20 protein-coding genes and 1 tRNA gene are annotated in these 20,399 nt (G+C 67.9%); 10 read left to right on the plus strand and 11 right to left on the minus strand.

What is annotated here, in order from left to right; all coding sequences use genetic code 11:
- Positions 1-14 precede the first annotated feature (14 nt).
- Both M878_RS76455 and M878_RS76460 read right to left on the minus strand, forming a co-directional pair.
- A complete protein-coding gene (locus tag M878_RS76455) occupies positions 15-980 on the minus strand; it encodes an NAD(P)H-dependent flavin oxidoreductase (RefSeq protein ID WP_023550406.1) in 966 nt (321 codons plus the stop codon).
- Positions 981-997: 17 nt separating this feature from the next.
- On the minus strand, positions 998-1,384 hold the full coding sequence (locus M878_RS76460) for a DoxX family protein (protein WP_023550408.1): 387 nt from the start codon (positions 1,382-1,384) through the stop codon (positions 998-1,000).
- Positions 1,385-1,512: 128 nt separating this feature from the next.
- On the opposite strand from M878_RS76460, the gene sigJ reads away from it, so the two are divergent.
- Positions 1,513-2,448, plus strand: a complete 936-nt coding sequence (gene sigJ / locus M878_RS76465; RefSeq protein WP_031225891.1) for an RNA polymerase sigma factor SigJ — start codon at positions 1,513-1,515, stop codon at positions 2,446-2,448.
- Between the two features lie 28 nt (positions 2,449-2,476).
- Here sigJ and M878_RS76470 read toward each other — a convergent pair whose 3' ends face one another.
- Positions 2,477-3,037, minus strand: a complete 561-nt coding sequence (locus tag M878_RS76470) for a TetR/AcrR family transcriptional regulator (protein WP_031225893.1) — start codon at positions 3,035-3,037, stop codon at positions 2,477-2,479.
- On the opposite strand from M878_RS76470, the gene M878_RS76475 reads away from it, so the two are divergent.
- Genes M878_RS76475 through M878_RS76485 form a run of 3 tightly spaced genes read left to right on the plus strand, consistent with a single transcriptional unit; the run spans position 2,952 to position 4,916 of the window.
- Positions 2,952-3,374 (plus strand): formylglycine-generating enzyme family protein, encoded by a 423-nt coding sequence (locus M878_RS76475; RefSeq protein WP_031225894.1) that lies wholly within the window; start codon positions 2,952-2,954, stop codon positions 3,372-3,374. The two genes, M878_RS76470 and M878_RS76475, sit on opposite strands and share 86 nt — an antisense overlap.
- Positions 3,371-3,637, plus strand: a complete 267-nt coding sequence (locus M878_RS76480) for a hypothetical protein (RefSeq protein WP_031225896.1) — start codon at positions 3,371-3,373, stop codon at positions 3,635-3,637. Before M878_RS76475 ends, M878_RS76480 begins: the two co-directional genes overlap by 4 nt.
- A 49-nt stretch (positions 3,638-3,686) precedes the next feature.
- On the plus strand, positions 3,687-4,916 hold the full coding sequence (locus M878_RS76485) for a ZIP family transporter (RefSeq protein WP_023550417.1): 1,230 nt from the start codon (positions 3,687-3,689) through the stop codon (positions 4,914-4,916).
- Positions 4,917-5,219: 303 nt separating this feature from the next.
- On the opposite strand, the gene M878_RS98460 is transcribed toward M878_RS76485, so the two are convergent.
- The 4 genes from M878_RS98460 to M878_RS49025 all read right to left on the minus strand — a co-directional run bounded on the left by M878_RS98460 (position 5,220) and on the right by M878_RS49025 (position 11,671).
- Positions 5,220-5,921 (minus strand): hypothetical protein, encoded by a 702-nt coding sequence (locus tag M878_RS98460; RefSeq protein WP_023550419.1) that lies wholly within the window; start codon positions 5,919-5,921, stop codon positions 5,220-5,222.
- 122 nt (positions 5,922-6,043) lie between these two features.
- On the minus strand, positions 6,044-9,943 hold the full coding sequence (locus M878_RS76495; protein WP_023550421.1) for an SGNH/GDSL hydrolase family protein: 3,900 nt from the start codon (positions 9,941-9,943) through the stop codon (positions 6,044-6,046).
- 558 nt (positions 9,944-10,501) lie between these two features.
- Positions 10,502-11,092: a hypothetical protein gene (locus tag M878_RS97745; RefSeq protein ID WP_158692781.1), complete on the minus strand. Its 591-nt coding sequence runs from the start codon at positions 11,090-11,092 to the stop codon at positions 10,502-10,504.
- A gap of 42 nt (positions 11,093-11,134) precedes the next feature.
- Entirely contained in the window at positions 11,135-11,671 is a 537-nt protein-coding gene (locus M878_RS49025; protein WP_031225903.1) for a hypothetical protein, read from the minus strand.
- 982 nt (positions 11,672-12,653) lie between these two features.
- Here M878_RS49025 and M878_RS76505 point away from each other — a divergent pair.
- Genes M878_RS76505 through M878_RS76515 form a run of 3 tightly spaced genes read left to right on the plus strand, consistent with a single transcriptional unit; the run spans position 12,654 to position 15,886 of the window.
- The gene (locus tag M878_RS76505; protein WP_023550428.1) at positions 12,654-12,923 is read left to right on the plus strand and encodes a hypothetical protein; all 270 of its coding nucleotides are present in this window, start codon (positions 12,654-12,656) and stop codon (positions 12,921-12,923) included.
- Complete coding sequence (locus tag M878_RS76510) at positions 12,916-13,527, plus strand: DUF6879 family protein (protein ID WP_023550429.1); 612 nt, start codon at positions 12,916-12,918, stop codon at positions 13,525-13,527. The genes M878_RS76505 and M878_RS76510 overlap by 8 nt, the downstream gene beginning before the upstream one ends.
- The gene (locus M878_RS76515) at positions 13,520-15,886 is read left to right on the plus strand and encodes an ATP-binding protein (RefSeq protein WP_106962760.1); all 2,367 of its coding nucleotides are present in this window, start codon (positions 13,520-13,522) and stop codon (positions 15,884-15,886) included. The genes M878_RS76510 and M878_RS76515 overlap by 8 nt, the downstream gene beginning before the upstream one ends.
- A 5-nt stretch (positions 15,887-15,891) precedes the next feature.
- Here M878_RS76515 and M878_RS76520 read toward each other — a convergent pair whose 3' ends face one another.
- Positions 15,892-16,731, minus strand: coding sequence for a methionyl-tRNA formyltransferase (locus M878_RS76520; RefSeq protein ID WP_023550437.1), 840 nt, complete (start codon positions 16,729-16,731; stop codon positions 15,892-15,894).
- Positions 16,732-16,800: 69 nt separating this feature from the next.
- On the opposite strand from M878_RS76520, the gene M878_RS76525 reads away from it, so the two are divergent.
- The 3 genes from M878_RS76525 (at position 16,801) to M878_RS76540 (ending at position 18,730) form a co-directional block, all read left to right on the plus strand.
- Complete coding sequence (locus M878_RS76525; RefSeq protein WP_158692782.1) at positions 16,801-17,166, plus strand: hypothetical protein; 366 nt, start codon at positions 16,801-16,803, stop codon at positions 17,164-17,166.
- Positions 17,167-17,552: 386 nt separating this feature from the next.
- Positions 17,553-17,861 carry a transposase gene (locus tag M878_RS76535; protein ID WP_023550442.1) on the plus strand — a complete coding sequence of 103 codons (309 nt, stop codon included), beginning with the start codon at positions 17,553-17,555 and terminating at the stop codon, positions 17,859-17,861.
- Positions 17,858-18,730 (plus strand): IS3 family transposase, encoded by an 873-nt coding sequence (locus M878_RS76540; RefSeq protein ID WP_023550444.1) that lies wholly within the window; start codon positions 17,858-17,860, stop codon positions 18,728-18,730. Before M878_RS76535 ends, M878_RS76540 begins: the two co-directional genes overlap by 4 nt.
- Here M878_RS76540 and M878_RS76545 read toward each other — a convergent pair.
- The 3 genes from M878_RS76545 to orn form a co-directional block, all read right to left on the minus strand.
- Entirely contained in the window at positions 18,706-19,443 is a 738-nt protein-coding gene (locus M878_RS76545) for a hypothetical protein (protein WP_023550446.1), read from the minus strand. The genes M878_RS76540 and M878_RS76545 overlap by 25 nt on opposite strands.
- Positions 19,444-19,556: 113 nt before the next feature.
- Positions 19,557-19,629 (minus strand) — tRNA-His (locus tag M878_RS76550).
- A 124-nt stretch (positions 19,630-19,753) separates the two neighbouring features.
- Positions 19,754-20,356, minus strand: coding sequence for an oligoribonuclease (orn, locus tag M878_RS76555; protein ID WP_031225907.1), 603 nt, complete (start codon positions 20,354-20,356; stop codon positions 19,754-19,756).
- Positions 20,357-20,399: the final 43 nt, after the last annotated feature.

Below are 20,399 nucleotides of genomic sequence, written 5' to 3' on the forward strand. Positions count from 1 at the left end.
AAGCCTCGTACCCGTCAGCCCCCACAGGCCCGTTTCAGTGCGGCCTCGGCCTGGGCGGCCAGGGTGGTGACCAGGTCGGCGGCGGAGGGCAGGTCGTCGATGAGGTCGACGGCCTCGCCGGCCCACTGCGGGAGCGCGGGGATCTCGCCGCGTGCGACGGCTTCCTGGTAGGACTGCCCGGCCTGGGCGTCGGTCGCGAGTTCCGCCTCCTGGTTCCGCCAGCGGTCGAGGAAGGGGTGCGGGAGGGTGCGGGCGGTGTACTTCGCGGGCCAGCGCGAGCCGCGGGCGATGTCCAGCACGCGGTTGCGTTCGGTGTCCTCGCTGCGGCCGGCCACGATGGCATGGGCGGTCGCGCGGTCGACCAGGGACTCGGTCGTGGCCTGGAAACGGGTGCCGAGCAGCGCCCCCGCGGCGCCCAGGGCCAGGGCGGCGGCCACACCGCGCCCGTCGGCGATCCCGCCGGCCGCGAGCACCGGGACGGGCGCCGCCAGGTCCACCACGACGGGCACGAACGGCAGGGTGGACCGCCCGTGCCGGGCTCCGTGTCCACCCCCCTCGGTGCCCTGTGCCACGATCACGTCGGCGCCGACGTCCACCGCCCTGTGTGCCTCTTCCAGGTCGGTGACCTGGACGATCAGCGTCACGCCGGCATCGCGGACGCGCTCCGCGAAGGGCCGGGGGTCGCCGAAGGACAGCATCACCGCCGCCGGACCGTGCTCCAGCGTCCACTCCACCGCACCGACATCGGCCGCCCACGCCTGAAAGCCGACGCCCCAGGGCTTTCCGGCGCTTTCGGCGGTCAGGACGGGCAGTTCGCGGGCCAGCCAGTCCCGGTCGCCGTTCCCGCTGCCCAGCAGTCCGAGGCCACCACCGCGCGAGACGGCCGCCGTCAGGGCCCCGCCCGCCGAACCTCCCATCGGAGCCAGCGCGATCGGATGCTCCACCCCGAACAGTTCCGTGAACGCCGTCGACAGGCTCATACAGTGATCCCTTCCCATCAGTGGACGAAGGACTCGGGGCCGAAGCGGCCCCAGGCCACGAACGCTGCCAGGACGATGTAGAACACGTCCACCGCCATGAGCTTGATCTCGTGCCGCCGGAGACGAGTGATCGCCGCTCCGATCATCAGGATCACCAGGCCGAGCGCGGCCGACGGCACCAGCACCGGGGCGATGTCGAGTGCGGCGGGCAGGACCAGACCCACGGCGGCCAGGATCTCCACGGCTCCGATGGCCTTCACACCGCCGTCGCTGAAGTCGTCGACCCAGCGCGAACTGGGCCCGAACGCGGCGAGCCTCTCCTTCGTCATGACGACCTTGGCACCGCCGCCGAGCAGGTAGGCGACGGCGAGCAGCCCGGTGACGATCCACAGGGCGAGGTTCATGTGCTGCCTCCTTGTTCGCTGTTGCCCCTCTAGGACAGGGCACCCGGGCGGCCTGTGACGGGAACGCATGTGACGCGCGTCTCGGCTACGCTGCCGGACATCGAGCGGATCTTCGGAGGGGGGACTCCGTGGCGGGATCAGCGGTTGGGACGGACGCGTACGGATACCGGTCGTTGCTGTTCTCCATCGCCTACGGCATGACCGGATCGGTGGGCGACGCCGAGGACCTCGTCCAGGACGCCTACCTGGGCCTGACCCGGGCGCAACAGTCGGGAACCGCGATCGGCAACGTGAAGGCGTACCTGACCACCTCGGTGACCCGGCTCGGCATCAACCATCTGGGTTCGGCGCGCGTACGGCGGGAGACCTACGTGGGCGACTGGCTGCCGGAACCGGTCGTCGTAGCCGCCGACCGGACCGGACCGGTCGAGCACGCCGAGCTGTCCGACTCGCTGTCGATGGCGTTCCTCGTGCTGCTGGAGACCCTCGCCCCGGCGGAGCGCGCGGTGTTCGTGCTGCGCGAGGTGTTCGGGTACGGCTATCCGGAGGTGGCGCGGATCGTCGGCAAGTCCGAGGCGAACTGCCGGCAGATCTTCGCCCGCGCCAGAAAGCGCATCGCCCCCGGCGCGCAGTCGGCCGACCTCGCGCCGCCGCCCCCGGCGCGGCGGACCGAGAGCGAGGAGCTGGCCCGCAAGTTCTTCGCGGCCGCCGAGGGCGGTGACATGGACGCGCTGCTCGGCATGCTCGCCCCGGAGGTGGTGTTCCAGGGCGACGGTGGCGGCAAGGCGCGGGCGATCGCCCGGTCCGAGACCGAGCCGCGGCGCATCGCCCAGATGCTGGTCGGCGGGTTCCGCAGGGTCCGGATCCTCGGCGCCTCGCTCCGGCCGGCCTGGGTCAACGGCCGCCCGGGCGGTGTGACGTACGACGCCGAGGGCCGTGTGGCCAGCGTGGTCGAACTCGACGTCGCCGACGGCATGATCCGGGCGATCCACGCGGTGTCCAACCCCGACAAGCTCGGCCATCTCGGCCCGGTGTCGGACATCGGACGCCTGCCGCAGAGGTGACGACCGCCGTTCGTGAGCCGCTTGAGGCTCACGGCCGCCGCGCCGCTTCCCAGCCGCGTTCCAGCAGATCGAAGGCCGCGTTGACGGCGGCGACCCGGTCCGGGGCCGTCGCCGCGAGGGCCCGGGCTTCCAGGGCGAGATGGGCCAGGGCCGTGCAGGCGGGGTCGTCGGCGGGGGCTGCGGTGTCGGCGGCGATCGCCTCGGCCAGGGCGCGTTCGTGCCGCATCCACATGCGCCGGTGGTACTCCACGAGCGCCGGGGTGCTGGTGACCAGCCGCTGGAACGCGCCGATCTGCTCGTCGTACTCGGACTTGAGCGCCTGGGCGCGCAGCATGTGCTCGCGCAGGGACTGGACGAGTGGGGTGCCGGGCGCCCGGTCGCGTACGGCGGCGACCAGTGCCTGCTCCAGGTCCGCGTCCATGTCGAACAGCAGCGCTTCCTTGCTCGGGAAGTGCTTGAACAGGGTCGTGGTGGAGACGTCGGCCGCCTCCGCGATGTCCCTGATGCTCACCGCGTCGAAGCCGTGCGCCAGGAAGAGCTCCAGCGCCGCGTCCGCCAGCGCCCGGCGGGTCGCGGCCTGCGCCGACACCTGGGTCGGCCGGCCCGTGGTGACGTATCAAGCCTGGTACCGGGACTTCGCAGGTGACGCTGTGCGGCGAGCCGGGGCGACCCCGGTGGACGAGCGATCGGACAACCGATCGCCGTTCGGTGTCCTCGACATGGTGGGTAACTGCTGGGAATGGACCTCCACCAGCCTGGACGACCCCGGCGAGGCCGTCATCTGCGGTGGTAGCTACGACAATCCGATGCGGGCGGTGCAGAGCAGCAGCAAGGGCATCTACCGCAAGCGCGGTGCCAGCAACGCGGTCGGCTTCCGGTGCGTGCAAGACCTGGACACGTCCCAGGCAGAGGAGACGACGGCATGAGCGGAGGCGGGCCGCGTCACGGAACCATTGTGGACCGGCGTCCAAGTGGCGGAGGGATAAGCGGTGCTCTCGGTTCCTACATCGTCCGGGACGACGAGGACGAGCGTTACTACAGCTTCGACTACCGGCAGATCGTGACCGAGGGATTCCGGACCATCCGCACGGGCGAACGCGTCCGCTTTCATGTCAGCACGGAAAGCCCCGACCAGGCAGAATTCGTCATTCGCCTCGACCAGCCCGACCCAGTCGAGTACTACCGGTGAACCCCCCGGAGTTCCGCTGCTTGAGGATGTCACGGGCGCACGCCAGGAGTTGACCGTCATCCTGCCCGTACGGCTGTTACACGTCCCCAACTGGCCCGAGGGTCCGTTCCCCTTCGAGCTGGGCAGTCGCCGCACCGATGCCCGCACCCGGTCCACCTACTTCGCCCCTGCCTCCGCCCGCGCGATCTACGGGGCACCCGGGCGACCACGTCGCTGGCACCTGCCGCTGGACGTCAAGCAGGACGGGCTCCACCTGCTGGGCATGGAACTTCTCCGCGCAGCTACGGCTCGCAATCCAGAACATGCCCTGGCCGTATTGCACTTGAGCGTGGAAAGACCGCTGCTGCCTGTACTGCGCTCTCTGGCCGGCCGACGGCCGGGTCCCATCGACGATCCGCTCGCAGGTCCCCTTGACCCAGCCGGGCTTCTCGCTGGCATCGCCGACGTCCGTAACCCAGATGCCCCCTTCGCTATAGCCAGGCCCTACACCATCGCCTTCATAACCCCTACGTCACAGCAGACCCCTGCCCTCCGCTCCGGCCTGGAAGGGGCGCTGCCTGCGAGCGCGGATCGCTGGCTGTGGCAACTGGCGTCACGCTCCGCTCCGGACGACTTTCCCCTGCCCCCAGAGACTGCCAACGACCAGCTCAAGGACTTCGTCAGGATCTCCGCCGACTGGAGTGCCCTCGTACTACGTCAAGGGGCAGCCTTCCTCGGCCACCGAACCGACACCGGCGCCGGCGACTTCTTCGAATTCGCCGCACTGCACTCCCGCACCGTCTACCTTGATGCCCTGCTCCTCGGCGCGCTCCAGCGCGATCACATCGACGAGCTCACCGACGAACTCTCCGAGGTGTTCAACTCCTCACAGCTGGCACGCCGGGTTTCCGCACTGGAGAGGAACTTCGCTGTCTTCCGCAGCACCTACTGGCGACAGCACCTCACAGCTCACGGGGCAGCGAACGATCTGCTGCTCGCCTTCCAGAACCAGCACCGGCTCCCAGCCCGTTTCCATGAAATCCTCGCTGAAGCAGCCGACTACAGCAGACTCGTACAAACCCAGGAAAGCCAGCAGATCAGCGGGGCCCTGGGCGTCCTCACCATTCTCGGCCTGCCACTCGGCACGGCCCTCAGCATCCTGCAAGTCCTCAGCGACAACTCTGTGGCAGACCTGCTCATCGCACTGACACTGTCGGTCGCCGCCGCAGCCGGGGCCCTCACCACACGGTATGGGCGCTTGGTCTTGTCATCCCTGCGAGGCAGGGATGACAAGGCGTAGGACGCTGCAACCCGCCAGGTGACCGGGCCGGGTAAGCCCGACCAGTCGGCCTTCGGGCGATCCCGAGACGGACTGTCGTCGCACCCGCATCCGGGTGCTCAGTTGCGCTTCACTGACGCCGACGGGCTGCGGCTGACCTGCTTCGCCACCAACATCAAGCACACCCCGATCGCCGATGTGGAAACGGGCGCCCACCCGGCGCGACAGCCGGGCCATCAGCCTGCCCACGTGACAGAAATCCCCGCCTTGAACAGGCAGAAAGGGTCCGTCAGCAAGCTGACGGACCCTCATGCAAGATCGAGGTTAGTGCTTCTTCATGATTTTGAAGTAGGTTGTGCCCAGGTTGAGCTGGAACACCATGCCGTACTGTTTGCGGATGGCGGCCACCGTAGCGGAAGACGGTTCGCGCAGACACCGTTTGACCGGTGGGTCATTTTCACACGGGCCTGTCGGTTCGCTGATGAAATTTGGTTTCCATTGGCGGTCGCGTACCGGATCCCACTTCAGGCTCTGGCTTGCGGCGTCACGCAAAGGCACTTCAGGATTTCGTTTGTCATACGGCTTCCGGTAGTAGTCGATGAGCGCTCCGTCGACTGTGTGGTTGAACTCAATGCCGGGTACGTTCCGGTCGCCGGCTGTGAGGATCCCGTCGAGGACGGGCACGATGTGTTTCGGGTTGGCGCCGAAGTAGGCGGTGACATTCAGACCGCAGCTGATCTGGTACAGGTCGCTGTCCCTGGTCTCCAGCCATCCCTTCGCTGTTCCGCCCCAGCAGTTGTCGCGGACCACGACCAGGCCGAGCTTCAAGGGCGTGTGCTCGACGTACGCCTGAACCACTTCTCTGAGCCCAGCTTCCGACTTCTGCCTGGCGTTGACCGCTTCCGGGCTGCCGGCAAGTTCGCGGACAGTCTTCTCCGGTACAGCCCGGTCCTCTGCCGAGCACGCGGACACCGCCAGCGCCAGAAGCATCAATGCGGCTGTCTTGACCTGCTTGACCCGCTTCATGAACGTGGCTTCCTCCCGTCTGCCCTCAGCATGCAGCCCACGTGCGGCCGGCAGCATGAGTATGTGTACTCAAAAAGCGTGTGGGGAAGCCCTGTTGGACTTCCCCACACGGTCTGGCTGGGTTACTTCTTGGGCCAGGCGCCCAGCGCGGCCTCCAGGGTGTCCGCGTACAGTCGCGCTCCGGTGATCTTCGGATGGAACGACTGCGCGGAGATGCCGAACTGGAAGAACGGCCAGTCGATCTTCGGTTCGTCGCTGTCTGTCAGATCGGTGACAATGCCGTGAATGCTTTCGGGGTCGCCGCAGACGGCCTTGCCGTGGAAGAACGCCTGCGGGTTGGCGTAGCCGACGTCCACTCCGTGCTTCCTGACGAGGTCAGCGGTCTCGAACATCGTCTGTGCCAGGTAGTCGGCCACGCCGTTGAGCCACTGCGATTCCTCCGGTGAGATCCCGACGAGAGGGATCTTGTTGAGGCAGGAGGCGTCGTTGGACAGCAGCGGCGGGTAACCCATGAGGACGATCCTGGCATTCGGGGCCTTGCTGTGGATTGCCTCGATCGTCTTCTGGATGCTGGGTGCGACGACATCGCTGATGAGGTCCGGGATGGCTTCCGCGAGCGGCTTGCCCTGGTAGGGGCCATCAGGTACGCCCTTGCCTTCGACGTTGTCGAACTTCTTCTCCTGGCACGGATTCCCTGGCCCCATGCACTGAGTGATCACGTAGCCGAACCGGGAGTCGTTGCCGCCGATGGAGATGGTGACCAGGTCGGTGTTCTGGTCCAGGTATCCCTGATTGATCTGCGGCAACTCTCCGCTGTTGTCATATGTCCTGTCGTTGTTGTCGGCCGGAGCGATCACGTTGTAGGTGCGGGATCCGGAGCAGGCGATGAGGTGGTAGTCCATCCGCGCGCTCCAATTGTCGTCCAACTCGCCGATGGAGAGCTGTTCGCCGGGGAGCTTTGCCTGCCGGGACCACGCATAGGTGGAGCGGTGGCAGCCGTCGCGGTCTCCGCTGGCCTTGTTGCGCCAGTTCGTCTCCGGGTAGTAGTCCCGGTTGCCCTCGGAGGCTCCCTCACCACTGGAGAAGGAGTCGCCCATCGCGACGACCGTGTGGTTCGGCTTACCGGGAAGGCCCTGGAAAGCGACCGCGCCCCAGGCAACGTCCTCGTCGCCGGTCCCGTCGGCGGTGGTGTTGGTCAACGTCACGGACGGGGTTCCGGTGAAGTGGAAGACGCCGAGGCTGACCCATCGGCCGGCTCGCTGCTCCACGATCCGCGTAGGGCTGCTCGTGTCAGAACCGCCGATCGTGTAGGCGGCCTGCCTGGTCTGTGCGCCGGTGTCGGGAAGGTGGACCAGGACACGCGCCCAGTTGAGGCTCTGGCCGAGGGTCCAGGTGCCGTCGATGGTCATGTAGCCGCCGTCACCGCCGAAGTGGTCGGCGTTGCGGGTGTGGGTGTACCAGTAGTGGCCGCCGTACCCGCCGCCCACCGAGTGCAAGTCGGCCTTCGCTTCGTACCGGCCTTCCGTACCCGGGTTGAACTTGAACTGGAAACTTCCTGCGGAGTGGATCGTTGCGCAGCCGCTCTGATCGCTCCAGGACGGCGTTCCGTCCGGCACCGAGGCGACGACGTTGGATCCGGCCGGGGCGGCGGAGCACACGGGCGTACCGGTCTGGAGCCGGTAGCCGCGCCCCGGTTCCTGCACCAGCTTCTCGTACTTGATGTTCTCGTGCCCGCAGCTGGTGGCGCAGTCGGCCTTCCAGGTCACGTTGGGCTGGTTCCACCAGTACTGTGCGTAGCACTCGGCGTCCGGGCACTTCGGCGGAGTGTTGGGATCGCAGTTGTTCTTGGAGTTGCAGAACGCGTCCAGCGGCGGCTGTACGGCGGTGCGCTGGGCGACCAGGGTCCACCATGCGGGCCGGAAGCCGGCCGAGGAGAAGCCGGACTCGCCCGGCCAGTCCTGGCGGCCGGAGGTGGCGTAGGAGTAGCCGGTGTCCTGGGACCAGGCGGCCCAGCCCATCACCTTCTCCTCGTACGGCCAGTCCTGCGGATGGGCCGCGTCCTTGTTCGCCGCCGGCCCGTCCACGTCGGTGTTCATGAACGGATGGCCCCAGCTCTTGGCGTAGATCGGGTTGGCCGGGTTGTTGTACCAGCCCAGGCCCCAGTGTCCGGAGTGCTGGCCGGCCTGCGAGGGAGGGTTGAAGCCGAGGTTGTAGTTCCACACGGCCGTGAACCAGTTCTCCACCCGGGAGGAGTCGTCGTTGTTGACGGTGATCTTCTGGCCGTTCTGGTGGACCTCGTTCCACTTGTCGGCGAGGATCTTCAGGGAGGCGGCGACGTTCGTCGTGTAGTCGATCGCGACGAGTTTCTGAAGGCGCGGGTCCAGACTGGTCTCGCCCGGCTTCTCATGACCGGGCAGGCGCATGCCGTCGGTCACCTGGCCGACGCCGTAGCCGCAGTCGGACTTGTCCCAGTTGATCTGCCAGTAGGCGGCCGGGTCGTTGGGGTCGGCCTTGTGGCCGTAGTAGCCGTCGACGGCGGCCAGCGGGTTGCCCATCTGTCCGGGGATCGATCCGCCCTCGGCCTGCCACAGGTTGGACTCCTGAGCCATGATGCCGAGGACCACGTTGGCCGGGATCCTGCCGCCTCCGGTGAGCTGGGGCAGGGGGAACAGCGACTGCGGGTCGACGGTGCCGAGGCCCGCCTGGGCACGGTATCCGCCCTGGCGGATGTAGCTGGCGCTCAGATCACCGCGCACGGCCATGTCGACGGCCCACTCGACCTGGTTCGGCGTTGGCTGGAGTGCCTGGACGTTGACGTCGTTGCGGGAGACGGCGCACCAGCGGTCGTCGTCGGTCGGTGGGCTCACCGTCAGCCCGGCTGCCTTCGGGGAAGGCTTGGGCCGGGTGTGCGTTGCAGTGGCGGTGGCGAGGACCGGGGAGGGATTGTTGCCCGAGCCGTCGCCGACGTCCTTCTGCACGCTCTGCGTCAGCCTGGTTCCGGTGGTGGTGGCGGTGCTGGTGACCGTCAGGGGACCGTCGCTGGCGGCGCCCGGCGCGGCCGTGCGCGGGGCGGGCTCCTCGGACTTCGTGAAGCCCTTGCCCGCGTCCTTGATGTGCGCCAGGCCGGCGCGCACACCGGGGGCGAGGACGGGGTCGATGGCGAGACGGCCGTCGGAGGAGATGTCGGTGCCGGCGGGGGCGCCCAGGGGGGTGACGCCGGTTCCCGCGGTGGTGGGGGTGCCGTGAGGGCGCCCGGTGAGGAAGACCCTGCCCGCGCCGCCCTGCACGAGGTCGAGGTCGCCGAGCCGGCCCGAGGCGATGCTCTTCGGCGTGCCGCTGCCGGTGAACAGTTCGGCGTGTGCCGTGGAGTTGCCCGTGCGGTCGAGGAAGGCGATCGTGCCGTCGGCGGTGGGCCGGATGTCGAACGGGGCGCTGTCCGCGTCCGCGAGGTTCTTCACCCTGCCCGAGTGGTCGAGGTGGACCCGGCGGCTGCCGAACGCGGCGACCGTGCCGTCCCGCACCGGAAGGGCGCTCGTCAGTTCACCTTTGGCCGCTACCGTGCCCGTGGTCTTCCCGGACACGTCCACGGTGATCACCCGGGTCCGGGTGTGCGCGGCGTCGTTCATGTCCCTGAAGCCGGTGAACGCGGCTTGGTGCGTGGTCGTGTTGCAGGACGGGTCGAAGGAGGCCAGCGACGCGGTGAAGGGCAGCTTCGTCACCTTGCCGGTCGTCAGGTCGACGATGGCGGCGAACGCGCCGCCTTGCATCAGGTCGGGCTTGTTCGTGAAACTGCGCGGCGCATACACGGCCGCGACGTGGTCGCGGTCCATCACGCACTGGTTGCCGATCCATGAGTCCGCCGGCAGGCCCGGCTCGGCGAGGACAGCGGCGGTCTTCCACGCGTACGCCTGGCTGCTGTCGGCGACCAGGACCTTATAGCCGTCGGTATCGGCCGCCCCGGTCACCGCTCGGTCGGTGGAAGTCTTCCAGCCGGCGCCGAGCTTCTTGCCCGGATCCGTCACGCGGCCGGGAGGCGCTAGCGTGGCGTGTGCGTTGTTGCCAGGGTCGGGGCTGGGTGTCGGCGCGGCAGCGGCGGGCGCTGCCTGTAACAGGCCGCCGGTTAAGGCCGCGCAGGCAGCCAGGGCAGCCAGGGCAGCCAGGGCAGGTGTGCTCTTTTTCTGCGTCTCAAGAGAGCTTTCCCGTTTCTAGTTGAGAGGTACCCCTGCCTGGTCGGGGCAGGGCTCGGTCGCCCAACCCGGGGGGATAGACGGCCAGAGCGCGGGCGCGAGTGCGAAACGAGTTGGCTGGCGGCGGAGGCGCCAGCGGCGCGGACTGCGGACCCGGACTTCTCCAGCCGGGTCCGCTCACCCTAGAAACGTGGCGGCAATGGACACGTACACGTCCATGCCAGAGCTGGTGAACCAGCCGACCACGTGGTGCCGGCCGCCACGGGCGTAGTCGCGTATCAGCGTTTGCGTCCTACATGGGGGCCAGTCGCGCCCTGGACCGACTCACCAAACAGCGCGCGCGAACAGGCCGTTCTGGATGGTGGTCGGGAAGAGTGCCGAGATTCGGGTTCTCTAGCCCTTGTATTCGGTCCGCTCGACACTCTCGATGGTGATGTGCGGTTGCGCGGGAGGCGTGTGACCAGGGTCGCTTACCGTCAGCTCCGTCGGCCACGAGGTCCCGGGATACAGGCCGACGACATCCATCGAAGCGCTGACCGTCGCATTGAAACCACCCGGCCCCGTAACCCGAAGGCGGAATCGATAGAACGCACGCTTGCTACCGCTGTTGACCACCTCCACGGGGACCGTCAGCCCACCCTTGTCCCGCCTGGCCGTGTAGACGGTCACGTCTCCTTGGCGGATGACCGGAGTTCCGAAGTGCTCGCTGCCCTTGGCGACGCCGGTCACCGGGGACGGCGTGATGGTCACTCCAGGCGGTGCAGCCTGCCTGCGCTCCCTTTCCACCTTCTGTCTGGCCGCCTCTATCCCGTCAGACCTCGTGCTGGCGGCGGCCGACGACGTGGCGGAATCCGGCGTTGAGGACTGAACGGCTGAGGTATCCGGGCCATGGCTCGCCGGTTCGTGCCCGCATGCAGCGGTCATCGCTCCGGCAGCGATGAGCAGGACAAGGAACCGGCGAGATACCGGCGTACGTATGGGCATGACATGCACCTCGGGAGGGAGAGGGACGGGTACGGGTGACGGTCAGTCGCAGCCATAGACGTCCGTCTGCCGGTCGATGATCGCAACATCGCCCTCCCACATCAGGGCGTTCACGACGGCGCAGCCGGGATCGAAGTCGCCCTCGACCTTGACCGGACCCGCGTAGTCAGGGAACCAGCCATCATCGACCTTGCACGTGGTCCCGCACAGCTTCAGCTTCATGTGCTTCTTGACCCCGAGGTTGTTGTCGAACAGGGCGCATGCCCCGTTCGCCCCGCCCGGCCCCCACTTGGTGTATGTGAAGAGGGTCCCGAACCGGCGGGAGTCCGGAAGCGGATTTACCAAAGCCAGCTTGTATCCGCTCCCGCACAACAAGCCGCCGGCTTGTACCGCTGCAGGGTTGGCCGCCGCGAGGGCACGCGTCTGCGGATCACGCGCCGCGCTCGGTGCAAACTCCACGTTGGTGCCGGGCACCTTCTCGGGAACCGGCTTCGAGTCCTGGGCCAGGGCTTGTGGAGCTAACAGAACCGAAGAGACGAAAGCTGTGGACACGGCAAGAGCAGGCAGCCACTTGCGCATGATGTCATTCCCCCATGTTGAAAGAACAAGGGGGCCTCGCCCGTGGCGGCACGCGCGTGATTGTGGTCCCCGTTGTGCTGAGCGTGTGTTGGTCGTCCACTCCCGTCCCGCCCGGTTGACACGGGCTGGCAGTTCCCCAACTGACCGGGAGCAGCTCGCCACTCTAGACAGAGCATGTTCATGTCGGTCAAGAACAGCTATGTCGGCCCGGCGTGAAAGCAACTCCGGCAGCGGCAGCCATCCGGAATGCGGTGATCAAGTGTGCAACCCAGGAGGCACCTGTGTGACTCCTGGGAAGCGGAGGGGGATGCGAGGGGACCGCTGGGGCTGCCAGGGGTGGCCGGATTCAACCCCTTCCTCACCAACATCCGAGCGAAGCGAGAGACAGGGGTCAAACTGCGAGCATCGAGGCCGAGTACGACCCGGTACCCGCCTGCCAGGCACAGGCGTTCGTGCGGGACGGAAGGTGGGTGGTCGAGGTACGGCATCCACAGCATCCCGACGCGGAACCGCTGGCCGTGGCGGACGCTGATGAGGCTTCGTGAAAATGGCTCTGGCCGCAGTTTCTGTTGGTGATCTTCACTCGGTGAGGTGAAGTCGTCGGGCTGCGGCTGCGGTGTTGTCCTCGTGGTGGTGCGCTGGTGGGAGCGGGGCGGTTTCGGCGGTCGGAGGGGTGACCGCGGTGGCGATGGGCTCGGGTTCGGGGCGGGTGATTCCGCCGTTGACAGTGCGGATGGCACGGGCGAGTAATCCGCGGGGCACGGCCGCGATGTGGGTGCAGGATCGGCTGGACGGCTTGTTCACGGATGCTGACTTCGCCGACTGGTATCCGGCTGACGTTCGACGTGGGCTGGCACCAGGTCCCGCATTTCTCTCGGGTAGGTCCTGCGGCAGATGGCTGATTCCGCGAGCAACCGTGGACGGCCTGTCGCTGGGTCCGTACGCTGGGTAGCCGGTCTGGGCAGAGCACAGGGGGCGACGTATGGGCGGTACGTGGGACGCGGATCCGCAGGCGCGGCTGGTCCGGCGCATCGGCGTCGCGCCGGCGGAGCTGGGTACGACTGGGGGCAGGGACGGCTGTCCGGACATCTGGGAACTCGACAACGGCGACTTCGCGGTCATCGGCCGTGACCTTACGACGGTCTATTCCGAGGGGCTGCCCGAGGATGCGGTGATCGGCGGTGGTGAGCGCCTCGTGGTCATCCCGCGCGTCACGCTGCTGGCCGCCAAGGCGCACATTCCGGATGCGTGACCTTCTTGGCGTCTCGCCCGGCGAGCGGTTGGGACTGGACGCTTATCGCGACGACTTCCGCAGCAGGGATTTCGCTGTTGACGGGTGCGATTCGTGGAAGCTGGAACGTCGCCAGCACTTCCGTGAGCCGGGCGACGCGAGCTGGGATGCCTTTGTCCAGGGGGACTGGGAGGAGGCGCTGAGGCTGATCGAGGCCCAGCGTGCCGAGTTGCTCGACGTATCCCGTCTGGCCGCGCGTCATCGGTGCCGTCTGCTGCGTGTCCGTGTGGTGGAGCAGCCGCTCACGCCGTACTTGCAGTGGGAGCTGCATCTGCTGCGTGTGCGGGCTGAATGCGGTGAGCTGATCCGCGTCATCGGCCCGGAACACATCGAGGCATACGAACACGGGGGCACAGTACCGGAGTTGGTCACGCTGAACGACGACACGGTGTACGAGATCCTTTACGACGCGGAGGGTGTCCTGGAAGGGGGCGTGCGCTACCTCGGTGCGGGAACGAGGGATCGTGTCGCGGCGCGAGTCGAGGAGCTGTACGTGCTGGGTGAGGACATCGGCACGTTTTTCGACCGTGAAGTGGCCCACCTCAAGCCTCCGACGGGTGTATGAGCCGCGCGAGGAAGTCAACTCCTCACTCTCCGGCACCGCCCGTGACGTCGTGCAGGCCCGCGACGTACAAGGCGGGATACATTTCCACGCTCCGGCGACCGATCGCGTGCGGCCGCCGGTTCCGTACCAACTCCCCTTTGCAGGACAGGGCTTCGTCAACCGACGCGCTGAACGTGAGGCGCTCGACCGTCTCCTCGATGACGGTCTCGCCCATGCGCAGGTGCTGCTGGTAACCGGCACTGCGGGAGTCGGTAAGACGTCTCTGGTGCTGCACTGGTCACACGCGGTCCGTGACCGGTTCCCCGATGGCCAGTTGTATGCCGACCTGCACGGCTACGACCCGCAGGCCCCCGTCAGGTACGAGCGGGTCCTTGAAAGCTTCCTGCGGGTGCTCGGCGCCCCTGCGGACGCGGTTCATGCTGAAGGCGAGCACATGGCCGCGGCCTTCCGCTCGTGGCTTGCCGACCGCAGGCTGCTGATCGTACTCGACAACGCCGCCAGCGCGTCCCAGGTCAGGCCTTTGCTGCCGGCGACGCCGGGATGCCTGGTCATCGTGACCAGCAGGCACCGTCTGCCTGGCCTGACGATCCGGGAGGGAGCGCGGCGCCTCACGCTGGATGTCCTCGACCAGGACGGCTCGGTCGCCCTGCTGCGCAGCGTCACCCGGGGCTACCGGGACGGCGACGATCCCGAGCAGGTGGCGGAGCTCGCCTCGCTTTGCGCGCGCCTGCCGTTGGCGCTCAGGATCGCTGCCGAGCGCGCGGCGGGGCGGCCGCTGATGCACCTGGCGGATCTGATCGGCGAGCTGCGTGACGAGTCCGGTCGGTGGGAAGTTCTGTCGGCAGACGGCGACGAGGAGTCCGAGGCGGTGCGTCCCGTGTTCACATGGTCCTATCGGGCGCTGCCCTCAGATGCCGCCCGGCTCTTCCGGCTGCTCGGACTGCACCCCGGGCCGGACTTCAGCGACACGGCTGCGGCAGCCCTCGCGGGAGTCGACGTCCGTACCGCGCGACGCCTGCTCGATGCCGTCGCTGCCGCGCATATGGTCGATCAGACCGCATCTGATCGCTTTCGCCTGCATGACCTGCTGCGTGCCTATGCCGCCGATCAGGCACGGCTGGAGCAGACCCAGCAGGAGCGCCAGGACGCGCTGCGCAGGGTGCTGACCTGGTACCTGCACACTGCGGACGCGGTCCAGGCCCGCGTCGCACCGCGGGAGCCTCGCGTGGAGTTGGTACCTGCCGACGGAGGACTGCCCGAGCTGCGGTTCGCCGACGAGGCTCAGGCGATGCGATGGTACGAGGCGGAACGCGACAACCTCGTGGCTGCCGTACGCGCGGCCGCGAGTGGTGGGCTGGACCGGATCGCCTGGCAGCTGGCGGTGGTGCTGCGTGCCGTCTACATGACCAACAATCCGTTTCAGGACTGGATCGCCACCTCGCAGATCGGTCTGGAGGCCGCCCGGCGTGATGGCGATCGAGGTGCCGAAGCCGAACTGGAGGAGAGCCTCGGCATGGCGTACGCCCAGTCCCAGTGCCTGGCAGCCGCCGCCGAGCACTACGAGTCGGCGCTGACCCTGCGCCGGGAACTTGGCGATACCTTCGGGGAGGCACTGACGCTCAACGGTCTTGGTCTGCTTGAACTACGCCGCCGTAACCTCGCACAGGCACAAGCGGCGCTCGAAGGCAGCAGGGGGCTGTTCGCGGCGCTGAACGACGGCTTCTGGGAACCTCGCGTGGCAGTCAACCTTGCACAGGTGGAACTGGAACTCGGACACCCGGCCGGCGCACTCGGTCCGTTGCGCCGGGGAATCGAGGTCTTCAGGGCCCATGGCGATCGCCATGCCGAGGGCAATGCCCTTCGGCTCCTTGCCGCGGCGGAGTTGGACAGCGGAGACGCGGATGCTGCGTTGGCACATGCCGAGCAGGCCGTAGCCATCGCCACCGAGATCCGCAGCGCGGCCGCGGAAGGCTACTGGCTGCTGGCTCTGGGCGATGCTCAACGCGCCACCGGGCATGCCACCCAGGCACTGGCCTCCTACCGTCGCGCCGCCGCGCTCCAAGAAGAGTTGGGCGACCGCGCCCGCCAAGCCGCCGCCTGGGACGGTTTCGGGCAGACGTACCTGCAACTCGGCCGCGCTCAGGAATCCGCCGAATGGCACCGCCGGGCAGTGGCCACCTACCGCGACCTTGAGCAGACATGGGAGATGGCACGAACGCTGGCGCATCTGGCGGATGCCCTGGACCGTGCCGGCACACCGCAGGAGGCCGCTGACGCACGAGCGGACGCATGCGGACTGCTCACGGCGTTCACCGATCCGCGCGCTGTGCGGTTACGGGAAAGCATCGTCCAGCGGTGACGACTTCACGACGAGGCCAGCCAGCGATCACGAGCCGGGACCGGCACCGATTCGGTGACCCACAGCGGCCCGTCCCCGCACCGCATCCTCACACCGCTCACCTCGCTGACGCTGGTCCGCAGCACACTGACCCACTTGCCCCGAACGACTGCCAGCGGCCCCGGCACGGCGAACAGGCCGAAACGGTAGGCCCGCACCAGGTTGTGGATCTCCCGGGCCGGCCGGCTCCAGTCGATGACCGCGCTCTCGGGACCCATGGAACCCTCGTACGACGCCAGCGACTCGTCCTGCGTTGTCCCTGCGAAACCGTCTTCCGCCAGAGCCAGCGCCTCCGGCACCAGAGCCCGGATCGTGGCCCGGACCTGTGTAAAGACCACGTCGCCTGCCAGATCGTCCGGCAGGGGAATGCCGCCGCGCTGCGCCACGACCGGGCCGCTGTCGAACGCCTCGTCCATCCAGTGGACGGTCACCCCGGTCTCCTCATCGCCGTGCCGCACGGCCCAGTGCACCGGCATCGGCCCCCGGTGCCGCGGAAGCAGCGACGGATGGACGTTCAACACTCCAAGCCGCGGTACACGCAGCACAGACGCGGGCAGTCGCCACGGAATCCCGTAACACACGACAAGGTCAGGTTCGTATCCGGCGAGGCTGAGCGCGAGGCCCTGCGGGCTGCGAGAGACCACCAGTTCGGGCCCGGGCGGCATCGCAGCCAGCACCTCATCCGCGGCAGCCCCACCCTGCGAAGCAGCGCACACGTACGCGACCGGGGCGTGGCCGGCTGCCTCGCACGCCGCAGCCAAGTCCTCGAAGCCCTCGGCCCCGTACGACATCAGCACTACGCGCATCCGTCAGCCACCTTCCACCACGACGGGCGAAGCCGAACCGCAAAGGTGCGTGATCATCTCATGGATCCGATGACATCCGTGCTCCTGCCCAGCGCACAGTCCCTTGTCACGGCGATTCTTACCGACGGCTGGACACACGTACGCGACGCCCTGGCGCGCCGCTGGAGCCGGCAGACCGGCGAAGCGCGAGCCGACGTTGAACGCCGTCTGGACACGGCCCACCGCCAAGCCGCAGGCATGGGCGATGACGAGGCCGTCCAGAGAGCGTACTGGGCCGGATATCTCGCCGCTGTTCTGGCCGAGCGCCCAGCCATGCTCGACGTTGTACGCGAGCTGCCCGACATGCCTGACCTGCACAACACCAACAACGGCACCGTCACGAACCTCATCCAAGCTCGGGACGTCCACGGCAACATCTCCTTCGGGCCGCAGTAACGGGCGTACTGGAGGCGGTGCGGCGGTGGACTTCGAGCCGGACGCCCGGATCAAAGAGCTTGACCTGTCGGAGCCCGTCGACATCGGCCGCGTGGACGTACTGACCGGACGGCACCGTCGATGCGTCGCGGTCTGGCTCCAGCCGAGCCTGGAATGGAGATCGTCTGTCGGGACCGGCCCGCACCTATGCGACACTGCTGCGGCGTCATGCGAGTTGGAGCACGCGGAGGCGGCGTGCGATGCGGCCTGGTCGACGGCGACGGCGGACCAGCGGTGGGTGGCCGGGCTGGAGCAGTAAGAGCCGGTGCTCCATGCGCTGGAGTGGGCTTGATCCGCTTTGGCGGACATCCGAGATCAGGGGTTGAGTCCCCGGAAGGATGTCCACCATGGAGAGCATGGGGAAGAAGAAGCCGCGTCCTCGCCGCTCGTTCACGCCGGAGTGCAAGGCCGAGATCGTCGAGCTGTGCCGACGTGGTGACCGCTCGGTCGGCCAGGTCGCCAAGGACTTCGACCTGACCGAGACCGCGGTGCGCGACTGGGTCAAGCAGGCCGAAGTCGATGCAGGCGAGCGGGACGGCCTCACCCGCAGCGAATGCGAGGAATTGGCCCAACTGCGGCGGGAGAACTGCCGCCTGCGCGAGGACGTCGAGATCCTCAAGCGGGCCACGGCTTTCTTCGCGAAGGAGACCCGGTGACGGTGCACCCGTTCATCGAGGCGGAGAAGCAGGCGGGCCACAGCGTCAAACGCGCGTGTGAACTGCTGAAGGTCTCCCGTGCCGCCTTCTATGCCCGCCGCACCGGCGCCGTCGGCCCCCGGGCCGTGCAGGATGCGGAGCTCACCGAGCGGATGACCGCCGTCCACGACCGGTCCCGAGGCACCTACGGGGCCCCGCGCATCCACGCCGCCCTCAAGCGCGAGGGCACGGCCTGCGGCCGAAGACGCATCGCCCGGCTGATGCGGGCCGCCGGGCTCGCCGGCCGCCACCGCAGACGCCGACACCGCACCACGATCGCCGACCCCCACGCGGCCACCCGCCCGGACCTGGTCCTGCGCGACTTCCGGCCCGACCCGACCACGGCTGACGTCCGCTGGTGCGGCGACATCACCTACATCCCCACCGACGAGGGCTGGCTCTACCTGGCCACCGTCATCGACATCGCCTCCAGGCGAGTGGTCGGCTGGGCCACCGCCGACCACCTGCGCACCGAGCTGGTCGCCGAGGCGCTGCGGTCCGCCTGCCACCGACGCCGCCCCGCCGGGTCGGTGATCTTCCATTCCGACCGCGGCTGCCAGTACACCAGCCATGAATTCGCCCTCCTTGCTGCCGAGTTGGATATCCGGCTGTCGGTCGGCCGCACCGGCCAGTGCTGGGACAACGCGCTGGCCGAGTCGTTCTTCGCCACCCTGAAGAACGAACTGTACGGCGACCGCCCCTGGCCGAGCAGGTCCGTCGCCCGCACAGCGGTCTTCGAGTGGATCGAGGGCTGGTACAACTTGCACCGGCTGCACAGCAGCCTCGGCTACCGCAGTCCCGCTGACTATGAGGCCGCCCTGGCGGCCTGACCACCACACCGACGGTGTCCGTCAAAGCGGAACAAGCTCACCCGGGCGTCCTCGTCGGTAACGCAACGACGGATGAGCTGGTACTCGTCGTGCTCCAGGAAGACCATCTCCTCGACGATCTCGTCGTCGGCTCGAGGCAGCCGGGTGCCGGCGCAGCAGTTCTTGGTCCTGAGCGGGGGCTCGGCCTCGATCGCGGCCTGGACGATGCACCACAGGAGACCGTGCCGGTTGGCTATGGACTTGGGAGCGGCAGGTCGGCGGATCCACCGCCCCGTCACCGGATCCTGCTGGCCGGCCTCCTGGAGGCGGATCCAGTCGTGCACGTCGTCAGACGTGATGTTGCCGATGGTGGCTGGCATGAGCTGTCCCGCCCGCGTCGTATGCACGAAGAGCGAGAGATGGCGGTCCACTTCGCGGAGATAGTCGTCACGGGTCCGGCTGTCGATGCCGGTGAGACGCTCCAAGTAGCGGCGTGACCACTCGGCGAGCGGTACGTCGTCGGGGTCCTGCTCGGGTTCGACAAAGCCCTGGCTCGGGACCCAGCCGAAGGGCCACTGCTGGCCGTGAGCGTCAACGAGCTTCTTGAACGCCTCTGCCTCGGCCAGCTCTCCGAACCTCTCGGACTCCCACGAACCGCCACGCCCTCCCTGGAGCCAGCGGACCTGGAAACTCGCCGTGCCGTCCTTGCGAATCCGATTCCTGATGGTCGCCATGGGACCGGACAGTAGATCGAAAATCCGGCCGCGTTTGGCCGCCGTTTGGCCAAGCCGGGAGACCAAAAGGCCCCTGGCCTGCGTTTCCGCAGGCCAGGGGCCTTTCAGACAAGGGTGAGTGACGGGACTCGAACCCGCGACATCCTGGACCACAACCAGGTGCTCTACCAGCTGAGCTACACCCACCATGACCGGCGGTGGAAGTCGTTTCCCCGACCGGCCGAGAAGAAGTCTACAGGGTCCGCGGGGGTGCTCGCGCACACGTTTTACGGCACCCTTGCGCGGGACCTCCGAAGACTTGCGGGAAGACTTACTGAGCAGGCAGGACGTGCTTGGCGGCGATCGCCTTCGCCGTGTCGGAGTCGGGACCGGGCTGCGGGACGAAGATGGCCTCGCGGTAGTAGCGCAGCTCGGCGATCGACTCGCGGATGTCGGCGAGGGCCCGGTGGTTGCCGTTCTTCTCCGGGCTGTTGAAGTACGCCCGCGGGTACCAGCGCCGCGCCAGCTCCTTGATGCTGGAGACGTCCACGATCCGGTAGTGGAGGTGGCTCTCCAGGGCCGGCATGTCCCGCTCCAGGAAGCCGCGATCGGTGCCGACGGAGTTGCCGCACAGCGGAGCCTTGCCGGGCTCCTTCACGTACTGCTTCACATACGCGAGGACCTGCTCCTCGGCGTCCTTCAGGGTCGTGCCGTTCGGGAGCTCGGCGAGCAGCCCGGACGCGGTGTGCATCTGACGCACCACCTCCGGCATCGTCTCCAGCGCCTGGTCCGGCGGGCGGATGACGATGTCCACCCCCTCGCCGAGTACGTTCAGCTCGGAGTCGGTGACGAGGGCGGCCACCTCGATGAGAGCGTCGTCGGACAGCGAGAGGCCGGTCATCTCGCAGTCGATCCACACCATGCGATCGTTCATGCGACCACCCTAAAGCTGGCCTGAGCTTTTCGGTCCCCCTGCG

Origin of the sequence: Streptomyces roseochromogenus subsp. oscitans DS 12.976, assembly GCF_000497445.1 — a bacterium.
GTDB classification, from domain to species: Bacteria; Actinomycetota; Actinomycetes; order Streptomycetales; family Streptomycetaceae; genus Streptomyces; species Streptomyces oscitans.

Excerpts from the sequence above, each read along its gene's own strand:
- M878_RS76455 (WP_023550406.1), bottom strand. The coding sequence starts at position 980 with ATGAGCCTGTCGACGGCGTTCACGGAACTGTTCGGGGTGGAGCATCCG.
- M878_RS76460 (WP_023550408.1), bottom strand. The coding sequence starts at position 1,384 with ATGAACCTCGCCCTGTGGATCGTCACCGGGCTGCTCGCCGTCGCCTAC.
- M878_RS76475 (WP_031225894.1), top strand. The coding sequence starts at position 2,952 with ATGCTCACCGCGTCGAAGCCGTGCGCCAGGAAGAGCTCCAGCGCCGCG.
- M878_RS76480 (WP_031225896.1), top strand. The coding sequence starts at position 3,371 with ATGAGCGGAGGCGGGCCGCGTCACGGAACCATTGTGGACCGGCGTCCA.
- M878_RS98460 (WP_023550419.1), bottom strand. The coding sequence starts at position 5,921 with ATGAAGCGGGTCAAGCAGGTCAAGACAGCCGCATTGATGCTTCTGGCG.
- M878_RS97745 (WP_158692781.1), bottom strand. The coding sequence starts at position 11,092 with ATGCCCATACGTACGCCGGTATCTCGCCGGTTCCTTGTCCTGCTCATC.
- M878_RS49025 (WP_031225903.1), bottom strand. The coding sequence starts at position 11,671 with ATGCGCAAGTGGCTGCCTGCTCTTGCCGTGTCCACAGCTTTCGTCTCT.
- M878_RS76505 (WP_023550428.1), top strand. The coding sequence starts at position 12,654 with ATGGGCGGTACGTGGGACGCGGATCCGCAGGCGCGGCTGGTCCGGCGC.
- M878_RS76510 (WP_023550429.1), top strand. The coding sequence starts at position 12,916 with ATGCGTGACCTTCTTGGCGTCTCGCCCGGCGAGCGGTTGGGACTGGAC.
- M878_RS76520 (WP_023550437.1), bottom strand. The coding sequence starts at position 16,731 with ATGCGCGTAGTGCTGATGTCGTACGGGGCCGAGGGCTTCGAGGACTTG.
- M878_RS76525 (WP_158692782.1), top strand. The coding sequence starts at position 16,801 with ATGACATCCGTGCTCCTGCCCAGCGCACAGTCCCTTGTCACGGCGATT.
- M878_RS76535 (WP_023550442.1), top strand. The coding sequence starts at position 17,553 with ATGGAGAGCATGGGGAAGAAGAAGCCGCGTCCTCGCCGCTCGTTCACG.
- M878_RS76545 (WP_023550446.1), bottom strand. The coding sequence starts at position 19,443 with ATGGCGACCATCAGGAATCGGATTCGCAAGGACGGCACGGCGAGTTTC.
- orn (WP_031225907.1), bottom strand. The coding sequence starts at position 20,356 with ATGAACGATCGCATGGTGTGGATCGACTGCGAGATGACCGGCCTCTCG.